The sequence below is a fragment of the Photobacterium sp. GSS17 genome, from assembly GCF_028621875.1.
Taxonomy (GTDB): Bacteria; Pseudomonadota; Gammaproteobacteria; order Enterobacterales; family Vibrionaceae; genus Photobacterium; species Photobacterium ganghwense.
Genome location: NZ_CP117517.1, coordinates 615,085 through 628,378, shown reverse-complemented (window position 1 = coordinate 628,378; position 13,294 = coordinate 615,085). Strand labels below are relative to the sequence as shown.

The window sequence follows — 13,294 nt, the reverse complement described above, 5'->3', positions numbered from 1 at the left end:
GCACGACCACCGGGGGATGGCGCATGTGAGTTGTCCGTCCCCCGATTCTGAAACGGGAAACACCGAAGCCTCAGTTGCCAGTTGCCAGTTGCCAGTTGCCAGTTGCCAGTGCATAAAATTAGCCGCCCGGCGGCCTAAACTCAACAAAACCTGCCTGATATCAATACACCCCGTCCCTCCACCCCCTACTATTTGCCCCACTATTTTTCATCCAACACTGGTCGATAAAAAGATTATGGAGCTACTTTGCCCCGCCGGTAACCTGCCGGCGCTGAAAACAGCCATAGATAACGGTGCCGACGCGGTGTATATCGGTTTTAAAGACGATACCAATGCCCGCCATTTTGCCGGTCTGAACTTTACCGGACGCAAACTGGACAAAGCCGTCGAGTACGTACGTGATCACCAGCGAAAACTGCATGTTGCCCTCAATACTTTCGCCCATCCAGACGGTTTCGAGCGCTGGCGGCGCGCAGTCGATACGGCTGCCAGTTTGGGCGTCGATGCGCTGATCGTGGCCGATATCGCGGTACTGGAATATGCCGCCCGCACCTATCCGGATCTGGAGCTGCACCTTTCGGTACAGGCTTCCGCCACCAACAGTGCAGCCATTGAGTTTTACCAGCAGAATTTTAACGTTAAGCGCGTGGTACTGCCGCGCGTGCTGTCCATCCATCAGGTCAAACAACTGGCCCGTACCACCTCGGTGGAACTGGAAGTGTTCGCGTTCGGCAGCCTGTGCATCATGTCTGAGGGGCGCTGCTACCTGTCTTCCTACATGACCGGTGAATCCCCCAACACGGTTGGTGCCTGCTCTCCGGCAAAATACGTCCGCTGGCAGGAAACCGAGCAGGGGCTCGATTCCCGTTTGAATGAAGTGCTGATTGATCGTTACCGTGCCGGTGAAAATGCCGGTTACCCGACCCTGTGCAAAGGCCGCTTTGATGTCAGCCTAGAGGGTGAGTCTCGCCGTTACCATGCGCTGGAAGAACCCACCAGCCTGAATACACTGGCGATCCTGCCCGAGCTGTTCAAAGCCAATATTGCGTCGGTCAAAATCGAGGGCCGCCAGCGCAGCCCGGCTTATGTGGAGCAGGTCACCCGAACCTGGCGCGCAGCCATTGACCGCTATCAGGCGTCACCGGACACCTATCAGGTTGACCCAGCCTGGGATGCCTGCCTTGGCAATGTGTCCGAGGGCCGACAAACCACCCTCGGTGCCTACCACCGGAAATGGCAATAACAGGAGTCCACGATGAAATATGCTTTAGGCCCCCTTCTGTATTTCTGGCCGCAAACCGATGTTGAGGCGTTCTACCAACAGGCGAAAGACAGCACAGCAGACATTATCTATTTAGGAGAAACTGTCTGCTCTAAGCGCCGGGAGATGAAACCGGCGCACTGGCTGGCGATAGCCAAAGAACTGGCTGCTGGCGGCAAACAGGTGGTGTTGTCGACCATGGCGCTGCTGGAAGCCCCTAGCGAAGTGAATATCATGAAGAAGTATGTCGACAACGGCGATTTCATGATTGAAGCCAATGACGTTTCTGCCATTCAGCTCGCTCATCAAAGCAAGGTGCCCTTTGTGGTCGGCCCTGCGGTGAACTGCTACAACGCCCAGACGCTGAAACTGTTTCTGGATAAAGGCATGGTACGCTGGTGTATGCCGGTCGAACTGTCCCGCGAGTGGCTGCAGAATGTGCTCACCGACTGTGACACGCTGGGGATCCGCCATCAGTTTGAAACGGAAGTGTTCAGCTACGGCTACCTGCCGCTGGCCTACTCTGCCCGCTGCTTCACCGCCCGTGCCGAAGACTGCGCCAAAGATGACTGTGAAACCTGCTGTATCAAGTACCCGAATGGAATTACGGTACACAGCCAGGAGTCCCAGAAAGTCTTCACCCTGAACGGTATCCAGACCCAGTCCGGCTATTGTTATAACCTGATCAACGATCAGGCGGGCATGGACGGCTTGGTTGATGTGATTCGCCTCAGCCCGCTCGGAGTCGATACCCTGGCAACGGTTGACCAATTCCGGGCCAACCGTCAGGGCGAGAGCCGCTATCCGCTGGAAGACGGCCATCACTGTAACGGTTACTGGCATAATCTGGCTGGCCTGACGATTCAGGACTGAGCCAAGCAGAAACAGAAAAGCCGCGAGAGATCGCGGCTTTTTATTTGCTTAAGATTTTTACTGTCTTAGCCGGTTCCAATCCAGGCTGTGGCGTGACCTGACGGCGACTCAGCGTTCGTCAGGAGTCTTCGTCTTCAGCCGGAATCATCGGTGTCTCACGCCGCGCTTCTGCCGTCAGGCGGCTCAGCTCCAGCGTGGCAAAACGGTGCTCGACAAACTCATACACATTGCCGGACAACGCCAGTTTATAAAGCATCAGGGCTGAGGCGTAATCCTTGTTATGATGATACACCTTACCCATGTAGAAATAGGCTTCGGTCAGACGCTCTGCCAACACCTCGTTGTCTTCGCTTTCAGTGGTGATCTGTCCCAGGAACTCCCGTTCACTGATCTCTCCCAGATACAGGCGAACAATATGCCAGCCCCAGTCCTGCTTGTCCGCCGCGGCGTAACGCTGACGCAGCTTGTCCAGCGCCTGCTGCTCATCCACTTCCAGCTCGACCAGATAGAGCCAGATCACCCGGTAAGGATCATTGATATCCTGCTGGTAATGGGCATTCAGATCTTCGCTGGCCAAATCATACCGGCCGCCATAATACAGGGCGATACCGCGGTTGCGCTGGGCAAACGGGTGGCGAATATTCAGCTCTAGCGTGGAGTCGAAGGCTTCATAGGCCGCATCGAAGTGGGCACTTTGGGTAAAATACACCCCGAGGATATTGAAGACATCCGGCTGATCCGGTTTAAGCGACAAGGATTGGTTAAAATCCAGGCGGGCCAGGTCGCGTAACCCCAGGCTGTCATGCAATAGGCCACGCTCATAATAAATCTGAGCCAGTGTATTACCGTCCAAATCATCGCGTCTGAGTAGCTGATCGATACGCGCCAGCTGAATTTGCTGTTGAATCGTCGGCTGAAAAGGAACTGCCATCAGCGGTTGAGTCCACTGCGACGGCGGTGACGAGCAGCCTGCCAGCATCATAGTGAATGCCAGGCACGCCAGTTTAATCCTATTTGCAATCAATGCAGTTCTCCCTGGGTGAGACTTTACTTATCTCTAGCATAATACCAAACGGTCCATGACGAAGGGCTTTACAGCAAAAGCCAGAAGGCCTCAGAGGCATATCCCCGATAACCCAGCCCATGCCATCGCCCATTTGGCCAGAATAAAAAAGGGGCTGAATAGCCCCTTTATATCATGCTTTTAACCAAAAACCTTAGGCTTCTGGCTGCTGTTCACCAGCAGGTGCAGCATTCTGGTCTTCCTGAGCTTCTTTCATGCTCAGACGGATACGACCCTGACGGTCGATTTCCAGAACTTTCACCTTCACTTCCTGACCCAGTTCCAGGTGATCTGCCACTTTCTCAATGCGCTCCTGAGAGATTTGAGAAATGTGAACCAGACCTTCTTTAGAACCAATCACAGAAACGAATGCACCGAAGTCAACAATACGCATTACCTTACCGGTATAGATGCGGCCAACTTCAACATCAGCAGTGATTTCTTCGATACGGCGGATAGCTTCTTTCGCAGCAGTACCTTCGGTCGCTGCGATCTTCACAGTACCGTCGTCTTCGATTTCAATCGTAGTACCAGTTTCTTCAGTCAGTGCACGAATCACAGCACCACCCTTACCGATCACATCTTTGATCTTCTCAGGGTTGATCTTCATGGTGTGGATACGTGGTGCGAACTCAGAGATATCATCACGTGGCGCGTTGATCGCCTGGTCCATCACGCTCAGGATGTGCGTACGCGCACCTCTCGCCTGATTCAGGGCGATTTGCATGATTTCTTTAGTAATACCTTCGATCTTGATATCCATCTGCAGGGCTGTTACGCCGTCAGCGGTACCCGCCACTTTAAAGTCCATGTCACCCAGGTGGTCTTCGTCACCCAGAATGTCAGACAGAACCACAAAGTCTTCGCCTTCTTTAACCAGACCCATTGCGATACCGGCTACAGAGGCTTTAATTGGCACACCCGCGTCCATCAGCGCCAGAGACGTACCACATACAGATGCCATTGAAGACGAACCGTTTGATTCAGTGATCTCAGACACAACACGTACTGTGTACGGGAACTCGTCAACAGAAGGCATTACTGCAGCAATACCACGCTTAGCCAGTTTACCGTGGCCGATTTCACGACGCTTCGGAGAACCTACAAAGCCAGTCTCACCCACACAGTATGGAGGGAAGTTGTAGTGCAGCAGGAAGTGATCTTTACGCTCACCAGTCAGCTCGTCGATGATTTGCGCATCACGCTGTGTACCCAGAGTTGCCGTTACCAGCGCCTGTGTTTCACCACGGGTAAACAGAGATGAACCGTGAGTACGTGGCAGAACGCCAGTACGTACGTCCAGTGCACGAACCATGTCTTTTTCACGACCGTCGATACGTGGGTGGCCAGCGATAATGCGGCTACGTACCACTTTCTTCTCCAGAGAACCCAGCATGTCGCGGATTTCACGCTCGTCCAGAGTTTCGTCCTGCGCCAGCAGCGCTTCAACTACGTCGCCCTTGATCTGGCCAACTTGCTCGTAACGCGCCATTTTCTCAGTGATCTGGTAAGCGTCAGTCAGACGGGCTTCAGCCAGTTCAGCAACACGGGTTTTCAGCTCAGTGTTTTCAACCGGTGCAACCCAGTTCCACGCAGGCGTGTTCACTTCAGCTGCGAACTCTTTGATCGCGTTGATCACAACTTGTTGTTGGTCGTGACCGAACACAACCGCTTGCAGCATTTGCTCTTCACTCAGGCGGTCAGCTTCTGATTCAACCATCAGAACTGCGCTGTCAGTACCGGCAACAACCAGGTCCAGACGGCTTTGTGCCAGTTCAGTGTTGCTTGGGTTCAGAACCAGTTGGTCGTTGATGTAACCCACACGAGCAGCACCGATTGGACCGTTAAACGGAATACCAGAGATTGCCAGCGCCGCAGACGTTGCGATCATAGTAATGATGTCTGGTTGTACATCTGGGTTTACAGAAACCACAGTTGCAATAACCTGAACTTCGTTTTTGAATGCATCTGGGAATAGCGGACGGATTGGACGGTCAATCAGACGAGCAGTCAGTGTTTCGCCTTCTGATGGACGGCCTTCGCGTTTGAAGAAACCACCAGGGATTTTACCCGCAGCGTAAGTACGCTCTTGGTAGTTTACTGTCAGAGGGAAGAAGTCCTGGCCTTCAACAGCTTCTTTCTTGCCCACAACGCTGACGAATACAGAAGTATCGTCCATGCTCGCCATCACAGCGGCAGTCGCCTGACGTGCCATAACGCCAGTTTCTAGAGTAACTGTGTGGTTACCGTACTGGAAAGTCTTTACGATAGGATTCACGTGAATTTCCTTAATATTATTCCGCTTTCTATTTGCGTCGATAAGTATATCTGACACAAGGAAAAGCGTCATGTGATGAAAGACACTTTACAGTAAATTCACGTATCGCGACTAATGCGAAGCCACCCGCTCACAACGTATCCAACCTGGGCAGACTCGCATTAGCCGCGACCTTAGGGTCGACGAAAACGACTCGTGATTTCTATAAAGCGTAGAAAAAAGAAAGGAGCCTTAACGGCTCCTTTCCTAAGCAATCTTAGCGACGCAGGCCCAGACGCTTAACTAGGTCTTGGTAGCGATCCAGATTCTTACCTTTCAGGTAATCCAGAAGCTTACGACGACGAGAAACCATGCGCAGCAGGCCACGACGGCTGTGGTGGTCGTGTTTGTGGTTAGCAAAGTGACCTTGAAGGTGGTTGATTTGTGCTGTTAGCAGTGCAACCTGAACTTCAGGAGAACCAGTGTCGTTTGCGCCTTGTGCGTATTCAGCAACGATTGCTGCTTTAGTTTCTGCATTCAGAGACATAACTCATTCCTAATAAAAAAGGTTTTAATTTGTGCCAGCCAATCTCTGATTCAGCCGACACCCGAGCCGCGGATTATACTGGCAGCCACCGTGAACTACAAGCAAATATTCCGGCCCTGCTGACAATATTCACAGGCCGTTCGCCCCGCTAAACGCCCGACGTTCAGGGTGCCCGCGGATAAAGAAAAAGCGGAATCCCGAAGGTTTCCGCTTTGGTTCAGTCCGGCTACCGCGGTCTCTGCCAGCCGCGCTTCAGCATGGTGGCTTACTGGATGGTTTGCTTGTTTGCCATCACACGTTTCGGTGCCAGCATGCCTTCCCGGTCAATCACGCCAACGCCAATAAAATCGCGCTGTTGACCTACCGTGATGCGTACCTGCGTCCCTTCCGCCGGCACACGCCCCGCATTAACCGGGTTACCGTTCAGAATATAGACGGCCAGCGCCGGCAGGATGTTCACTTCAGGCAAGTCCTGAACCGCGGTATCCGTGGGCAGCAGAAGTTGGTCCAGCACTTCACTTGGCACCACATCATCCGCTTTGGCCTGCTCCAGCATCGCTTCCAGCTGTTCCAGGGTCACCATGCGCTCAACCGGGAAGTTCGACACTCCGGTCCGGCGCAGGAAAGTTACGTGCGCGCCGCAACCAAGCATTTCGCCCAGATCATCAACGATGGTACGGATGTACGTCCCTTTCGAGACATGCAGCTCCATTTCCACCTCGTTGTTGCTAAAGCGCAGCAGTTCAACCGAATACACGGTGATCTTGCGGGCTTCACGCGGTACTTCAATGCCTTCACGGGCATATTCATACAGCTTACGGCCCTGGTACTTCAGTGCCGAGTACATCGACGGTACCTGATCCGTGGTGCCACGGAATTTGGCAATGCAGCGTTCCAGCTGACCGCGGTCGACTTTCACTTCACGCGTCTGCACCACTTCACCGTCCGAGTCAGACGTGTCGGTCCGCTCACCCAGTTTGGCAATAACACGGTAGCGTTTGTCAGAGTCCAGCAGAAACTGAGAAAACTTGGTTGCTTCACCAAAACAAATTGGCAGCATCCCGGTTGCCAGCGGATCCAGCGCCCCGGTATGGCCGGCTTTTTCCGCGAAGAAGATACGCTTCACTTTCTGCAGCGCATCGTTTGAACTGATCCCGGTTGGTTTGTCCAGCAGGATCACCCCGTCAACCGGACGCCCCTTACGACGACGTGCCATCAGTTACTCCTCGTCTTCCTCGCGTGGGCTATTGCCACGGCGGTCTTCATCATCACGAACCGCTTTTGTTACCAGGTTCGAGATACGCATACCTTCAGTCAGTGACTTATCGAAAATGAAGTTCAGTTCCGGCGTGACGCGCAGACGGATTTGCTTACCCAGCAGCGAACGGATGTACGGCGCCATTTCGCGCAGTGCTTCCAGGCTGTCTTCTGCTGTTTGCTCACCCACCGTCAGGAAGGTCACGTACACTTTTGCGTAACCCATATCACGGGAAACGTCGACGCTGGAGATGGTGGCCATGCCAATACGTGGGTCTTTGATCTCGCGTTGCAGGATCACCGCCAGCTCTTTTTGCAGCTGCTGAGCAACACGCTGAGTACGGCTAAATTCTTTAGACATTCTTTTCCTCTCTTAGAGAACAGGCTCTTGAAAGAATGGGGAGCCGAAGCTCCCCATGGATATTATGTAAACCTTTTAGCAGGTTACAGCCTTGAGGATTAGTCAAGGGTACGCTGAATCTCAATGATTTCGTAAACTTCGATCTGGTCACCAACGCGAACATCATTGTAGTTCTTAACGCCGATACCACATTCGTAGCCGTTCTTCACTTCGTTCACGTCATCTTTGAAGCGACGCAGAGATTCCAGTTCACCTTCGTAGATAACCACGTTATCACGCAGAACGCGGATTGGGTTATTACGCTTGATGGTACCTTCAGTAACCATACAGCCTGCAATAGCGCCCAGTTTCGGTGACTTGAACACGTCACGAACTTCAGCCAGACCAATGATTTCCTGCTTGAACTCAGGTGACAGCATACCGCTCATCGCCGCTTTCACTTCGTCGATCAGCTGGTAGATGATTGAGTAGTAACGCAGATCCAGGTTCTCAGTTTCAATCGTCTTACGTGCAGAAGCATCAGCACGCACGTTGAAGCCCAGGACGATTGCGTTAGACGCAGCAGCCAGTACGGCGTCAGTTTCAGTGATACCACCTACACCTGAACCTACGATGTTCACTTTCACTTCGTCGGTAGACAGTTTGCGTAGTGAGTCAGCGATTGCTTCCACAGAACCCTGTACGTCAGCTTTCAGTACCACATTCAGTTCAGCAACTTCACCGGCAGCCATGTTGGCAAACATGTTTTCCAGTTTCGCTTTCTGCTGGCGAGCCAGTTTAACGTCACGGAATTTGCCTTGGCGGTACATTGCAACTTCACGCGCTTTACGCTCGTCACGTACAACTGTCGCTTCGTCACCGGCAGACGGTACGCCTGACAGACCTAGGATCTCAACTGGGATAGATGGACCAGCAGATTCGATCTCCTGACCACGCTCATCACGCATCGCACGAACACGGCCATGCTCCAGACCACACAGAACGATATCGCCCTTGCACAGGGTACCTTCCTGTACCAGAACTGTCGCTACCGGACCGCGGCCTTTATCAAGACGTGATTCAACAACCACACCTTTCGCCATGCCTTCAGCAACTGCTGTTAGTTCAAGAACTTCAGCTTGAAGTAGGATTGCTTCTAGCAGACCGTCGATGTTCGTACCCTGCTTCGCAGAGATGTGAACGAAGATGTTCTCACCGCCCCATTCTTCTGGGATAACGTCGTACTGAGCAAGCTCGTTCTTCACGTTATCTGGGTTCGCATCTTCTTTGTCGATCTTGTTCACGGCAACAATCAGAGGTACGCCAGCCGCTTTCGCGTGCTGAATCGCTTCGATTGTCTGTGGCATTACGCCATCGTCTGCTGCTACAACAAGAACAACGATATCCGTTGCCTGAGCACCACGAGCACGCATTGCGGTAAACGCGGCGTGTCCCGGAGTATCCAGGAAGGTGATCATGCCGTTGTCGGTTTCAACGTGGTATGCACCGATGTGCTGGGTAATACCACCGGCTTCGCCCGCAGCAACGTGTGCTTTACGGATGTAGTCAAGCGTAGACGTTTTACCGTGGTCAACGTGACCCATGATGGTAACAACTGGCGCACGAGGAACAGTAGCCAGGTTCTCATCACGATCAGACAGTACCGCTTCTTCCAGCTCGTTTTCTTTACGCAGGATAACCTTGTGACCCATTTCTTCAGCAACCAGTGCAGCGGTTTCCTGATCGATCACTTGGTTGATGGTTGCCATCGCACCCATCTTCATCATCACTTTGATAACTTCAGCAGCTTTTACCGCCATCTTGTTAGCAAGTTCTGACACAACGATTGTTTCGCCGATAACAACGTCTGACTTAGCGACAGTCGCTGTCTTGTCGAAGCCGTGCTGCATAGAGGTTGGCTTAGCCAGCTGCTGCTTGCCACGGCCACGAGGGGCACGGCCACCACGAGGGGCGCGTTCTTCTTGCTGCTTAGCACCGCTCGGCTTTTTCTTCTTGCGGCGGCGTGCTTGTTCTTCTTTACGATCTTGCTCGTCTTCAGCCGCACGTGCGTAACTGGACGTCGTAGTATGGTAGTCGTCTTTATCCATATTACCTGCATTCTGGTCAGGTTTTGACCAGTTCTTTTCATTCATTTCTGCCATCTTGCGTGCCTCTTCTAGCTGACGCTGACTCTCTTCTTCGGCTTTACGCTTGGCTTCCTCTTCCCGGCGACGTTGGAGCGCCTCGGCTTCTTTCTTAGCCTGTTCATCAGCGGCGGCGCGTTTGGCTTTTTCTTCAACCAGACGCTTATCATCAGCTTCACGCTTCAGCTTTTCCTCAGCTTTGCGTTCAGCATTGAGTTCTGACTCTTGCTTAGCTTTTTCTTCGGCTAGGCGTTTCTCTTCCTCAGCGCGCTGTGCAGCCAGCTCAGCATCACGCTTAGCTTGCTCCTCAGCTTCACGTTTCGCGGCTTCTTCCGTTGCACGTTTAGCTGCTTCTTCTGCCTCACGCTGGGCGGCTTCATCCGCCTGGCGCTTCGCTTCTTCCGCGGCACGCTGTTCTTCTTCAAGAGCAGAACGTTTAACATAGGTACGCTTTTTACGCACTTCTACCTGAACACTTTTATTCTTGCCACCAGAGCCCGAAACACTCAGAGTGCTTCGGGTCTTACGTTGCAAGGTAAGGCGTGTAGGAGCCTCGCCAGTACTGCTGCCACCATGTTCTTTTTTCAGGTGGGCCAGCAGCGACTGCTTTTCCTGTTGGCTTACGGTATCGTCAGCTTTTTTGCTGATACCTGCATCGGCAAACTGTTGAAGCAAACGGTCAATTTGCGTACCGATTTCCTCGGATAGTGCTTTAACTGTAACCTCTGACATGCTGCTCCTCCCTTGCGATTTATGAATTATGCTTCGTCACTGAACCAGCAGATATTACGCGCTGCCATGATCAGCTCGCCGGCTCTCGCTTCATCGACACCATCGATATCAATCAGATCGTCGGTACCCTGATCAGCCAGATCTTCCAGCGTGCGAACGCCTTTCGCGGCCAGTTTGAACGCCAATTCACGCTCCAGGCCTTCCAGACCCAGCAGGTCTTCGGCTGGTTCAGCACCTTCCAGTGCTTCTTCCTGAGCCAGAGCAAGCGTGGTCAGTGCTTCTTTTGCACGGTTACGCAGCTCTTCAACTGTTGCTTCATCCAGGCCTTCAACAGCCAGCAGTTCAGCAACTGGAACGTAAGCGATTTCTTCCAGCGTCGTGAAGCCTTCTTCAACCAGACCTGCGGCGAATTCTTCATCGATATCCAGGTACTTGGTGAATACCTCGATAGATTCCTGAGCTTCTTCCTGGTGTTTCTTCTGAAGATCTTCCACTGTCATCACGTTCAGTTCCCAGCCAGTCAGCTGAGAAGCCAGACGTACGTTCTGACCGCTACGGCCGATAGCCTGCGCCAGGTTGTCTTTCTCTACGGCGATATCCATGGTGTGGTTGTCTTCATCAACGATGATAGAACTCACTTCAGCAGGAGCCATAGCATTGATCACGAACTGTGCAGGGTTCTCATCCCACAGCACGATATCAATACGCTCGCCGCCCAGCTCACCAGACACAGCCTGAACACGTGCACCACGCATACCAACACACGCACCCACAGGGTCAATACGTTTGTCGTTGGTCTTCACGGCAATTTTCGCACGAGAACCCGGATCGCGTGCCGCGCCCATCAGCTCAATCATCTCTTCGCCGATTTCTGGCACTTCGATGCGGAACAGTTCTGACAGCATTTCAGACTTAGAACGCGTCATGAACAACTGGAAGCCGCGCGCTTCTGGACGCACTGCGTACAGCAGACCACGAACACGGTCACCCGGACGGAAGTTTTCACGAGGCAGCTGATCTTCACGCAGAATCACAGCTTCAGCGTTGTTGCCAAGGTCAATGATAACAGCATCGCGGTTAACTTTCTTGACCACACCGGTAATTAGTTCACCTTCGTTATCGATGAACTGTTCAACGACCTGTGCACGTTCTGCTTCGCGAACTTTCTGAACGATAACCTGCTTGGCTGTCTGAGTAGTGATACGGTCAAACGTTACAGATTCGATCTGCTCTTCAACGTAGTCACCCAGCTCGACGGTTTCGTCATCGTACTGAGCTGCTTCCAAAGTGATTTCCAGCGTAGGCTGAGTCACTTCGTCAACCGCTTTCCAGCGACGGAAAGTTTCGAACTCACCCGTTTTACGATCGATCGCAATACGAACGTCGATTTCAGCTTCGTATTTTTTCTTTGTTGCTGTTGCCAGCGCGATCTCTAGTGCTTCGAAGATACGCTCACGAGGAACAGCTTTTTCGTTGGATACCGCTTCAACGACAGCCAAGATTTCTTTGTTCATTTCTAATGCCCCAATTTAGCGGTTAGAATTTTGGAACCAGGTTGGCTTTGGAAATATTGCTAAGTGCAAATGTTTCTTCATTGCCATCAACGTTTAACGTAACTAGCTCGCCATCAACGGCAACGATGTCACCTTTCCACTTACGACGGTTGCCCATCGCCATTTTCAATACCAGGCTGACCTCGTGGCCAATAAATTGTTGGTAATGTGCGGCTTTAAATAGCGGCCTTTCCAGACCCGGGGAAGAAACCTCCAGGTTGTAAGCAACAGTAATTGGATCTTCAACATCCATTACCGCACTGATCTGGCGGCTCACTTCGGCACAATCTTCTACTGTGATCCCGTTTTCGTGATCAATGTAGACACGCAGTGTCGAGTGTTCACCTGCGCGGATAAATTCCAGACCCACCAGCTCGTAGCCTGTAGCCGTTACCGGCGCTTCAAGCAGTTCGGTCAATTGCATCTCTAAAGCTGTCAAAACAACCCCCCGGAAACAAAAAAAGGGCTATAAAGCCCAGTAGATACCTGAATGGTCATATTTCAGATAATAAAAAACCCCGAATTACGGGGTTTATTATCACTGGACCCTGATAATCACAGTTCTTACTGTGACTGAAAAAACACACTTCCTTACAAGGATAGTTGTTTTTTCGGAAAGTGGTTGCGGGGGCCGGATTTGAACCAACGACCTTCGGGTTATGAGCCCGACGAGCTACCAAGCTGCTCCACCCCGCGTCCGTAATCTGATGCGAATTATATCGCTCAGAGGTTACTCTTTCAAGTAACGAAACAATGGTGCCGAGAAGGGGACTTGAACCCCTACACCTTACGGCACTAGCACCTCATGCTAGCGTGTCTACCAATTTCACCATCTCGGCTAAATTCTTAGTTACTGAGGAATGTCACTGTTAACTGGTGCATTCTCAGTTTTTTCAACCACTTGCTCAGTTGCTGGGGCACTTAGGTCTTCCCAACCGCTGTTTTCGTGTGCTTGTTTAGTGCTCATGTTACCCAGCACCAGGCTAATCACGAAGAAGATGGTTGCAAAAATTGCGGTCATTCGGGTCAGAAAGTTACCAGAGCCGCTTGCGCCAAACAGTGTACCTGAAGCGCCAGCCCCGAATGAAGCTCCCATATCTGCGCCTTTACCTTGTTGAACCAAAACCAGGCCAATCACACCAAGCGCAGCCAACAGATAAATCACAAGTAGAATTTCGTACATGGGTTCCACCTATGGTTAAGTTGTTGTGCCGGCTTTGCTTTAGCAGTGCCAGCGCACCCCTTCCTAAGGAGCGGGATGAATACT

General features: G+C 52.1%; 11 protein-coding genes and 2 tRNA genes. 2 read left to right on the top strand and 11 right to left on the bottom strand.

Annotated features, from left to right (window positions below; all coding sequences use genetic code 11):
• Positions 1 to 235: 235 nt before the first annotated feature.
• Together ubiU and PGW97_RS02865 are read left to right on the top strand one after the other, a co-directional pair.
• A complete protein-coding gene (ubiU, locus tag PGW97_RS02870; protein ID WP_047886509.1) occupies positions 236 to 1,243 on the top strand; it encodes a ubiquinone anaerobic biosynthesis protein UbiU in 1,008 nt (335 codons plus the stop codon).
• Between the two features lie 12 nt (positions 1,244 to 1,255).
• On the top strand, positions 1,256 to 2,134 hold the full coding sequence (locus PGW97_RS02865) for a U32 family peptidase (protein ID WP_273858582.1): 879 nt from the start codon (positions 1,256 to 1,258) through the stop codon (positions 2,132 to 2,134).
• A 118-nt stretch (positions 2,135 to 2,252) separates the two neighbouring features.
• Here the strand turns inward: PGW97_RS02865 and nlpI are convergent, their stop codons facing one another.
• The 11 genes from nlpI to secG all read right to left on the bottom strand — a co-directional run bounded on the left by nlpI (position 2,253) and on the right by secG (position 13,210).
• Positions 2,253 to 3,158: a lipoprotein NlpI gene (gene nlpI / locus PGW97_RS02860; protein WP_273858580.1), complete on the bottom strand. Its 906-nt coding sequence runs from the start codon at positions 3,156 to 3,158 to the stop codon at positions 2,253 to 2,255.
• Positions 3,159 to 3,351: 193 nt separating this feature from the next.
• Positions 3,352 to 5,475 carry a polyribonucleotide nucleotidyltransferase gene (gene pnp, locus PGW97_RS02855; RefSeq protein ID WP_047886507.1) on the bottom strand — a complete coding sequence of 708 codons (2,124 nt, stop codon included), beginning with the start codon at positions 5,473 to 5,475 and terminating at the stop codon, positions 3,352 to 3,354.
• Positions 5,476 to 5,731: 256 nt separating this feature from the next.
• The gene (gene rpsO, locus PGW97_RS02850) at positions 5,732 to 6,001 is read right to left on the bottom strand and encodes a 30S ribosomal protein S15 (protein ID WP_047886506.1); all 270 of its coding nucleotides are present in this window, start codon (positions 5,999 to 6,001) and stop codon (positions 5,732 to 5,734) included.
• 265 nt (positions 6,002 to 6,266) lie between these two features.
• Positions 6,267 to 7,217 carry a tRNA pseudouridine(55) synthase TruB gene (gene truB / locus PGW97_RS02845; RefSeq protein ID WP_047886505.1) on the bottom strand — a complete coding sequence of 317 codons (951 nt, stop codon included), beginning with the start codon at positions 7,215 to 7,217 and terminating at the stop codon, positions 6,267 to 6,269.
• 3 nt (positions 7,218 to 7,220) lie between these two features.
• Positions 7,221 to 7,619: a 30S ribosome-binding factor RbfA gene (gene rbfA / locus PGW97_RS02840; protein ID WP_047886504.1), complete on the bottom strand. Its 399-nt coding sequence runs from the start codon at positions 7,617 to 7,619 to the stop codon at positions 7,221 to 7,223.
• Positions 7,620 to 7,717: 98 nt separating this feature from the next.
• Positions 7,718 to 10,474: a translation initiation factor IF-2 gene (gene infB, locus PGW97_RS02835; protein WP_273858576.1), complete on the bottom strand. Its 2,757-nt coding sequence runs from the start codon at positions 10,472 to 10,474 to the stop codon at positions 7,718 to 7,720.
• A 26-nt stretch (positions 10,475 to 10,500) separates the two neighbouring features.
• Positions 10,501 to 11,988, bottom strand: a complete 1,488-nt coding sequence (nusA, locus tag PGW97_RS02830) for a transcription termination factor NusA (RefSeq protein WP_047886502.1) — start codon at positions 11,986 to 11,988, stop codon at positions 10,501 to 10,503.
• A gap of 22 nt (positions 11,989 to 12,010) precedes the next feature.
• Positions 12,011 to 12,466 (bottom strand): ribosome maturation factor RimP, encoded by a 456-nt coding sequence (gene rimP / locus PGW97_RS02825; RefSeq protein WP_047886501.1) that lies wholly within the window; start codon positions 12,464 to 12,466, stop codon positions 12,011 to 12,013.
• A gap of 180 nt (positions 12,467 to 12,646) precedes the next feature.
• Positions 12,647 to 12,723, bottom strand: a tRNA-Met gene (locus tag PGW97_RS02820).
• Positions 12,724 to 12,781: 58 nt separating this feature from the next.
• A tRNA-Leu gene (locus tag PGW97_RS02815) sits at positions 12,782 to 12,866 on the bottom strand.
• Positions 12,867 to 12,877: 11 nt separating this feature from the next.
• Positions 12,878 to 13,210: a preprotein translocase subunit SecG gene (gene secG / locus PGW97_RS02810; RefSeq protein ID WP_047886500.1), complete on the bottom strand. Its 333-nt coding sequence runs from the start codon at positions 13,208 to 13,210 to the stop codon at positions 12,878 to 12,880.
• Positions 13,211 to 13,294: the final 84 nt, after the last annotated feature.

Bases quoted from the DNA above. Each gene is read 5' to 3' on its own strand.
- ubiU (WP_047886509.1), top strand. From the start codon at position 236: ATGGAGCTACTTTGCCCCGCCGGTAACCTGCCGGCGCTGAAAACAGCC.
- PGW97_RS02865 (WP_273858582.1), top strand. From the start codon at position 1,256: ATGAAATATGCTTTAGGCCCCCTTCTGTATTTCTGGCCGCAAACCGAT.
- rpsO (WP_047886506.1), bottom strand. From the start codon at position 6,001: ATGTCTCTGAATGCAGAAACTAAAGCAGCAATCGTTGCTGAATACGCA.
- truB (WP_047886505.1), bottom strand. From the start codon at position 7,217: ATGGCACGTCGTCGTAAGGGGCGTCCGGTTGACGGGGTGATCCTGCTG.
- rbfA (WP_047886504.1), bottom strand. From the start codon at position 7,619: ATGTCTAAAGAATTTAGCCGTACTCAGCGTGTTGCTCAGCAGCTGCAA.
- infB (WP_273858576.1), bottom strand. From the start codon at position 10,474: ATGTCAGAGGTTACAGTTAAAGCACTATCCGAGGAAATCGGTACGCAA.
- nusA (WP_047886502.1), bottom strand. From the start codon at position 11,988: ATGAACAAAGAAATCTTGGCTGTCGTTGAAGCGGTATCCAACGAAAAA.
- secG (WP_047886500.1), bottom strand. From the start codon at position 13,210: ATGTACGAAATTCTACTTGTGATTTATCTGTTGGCTGCGCTTGGTGTG.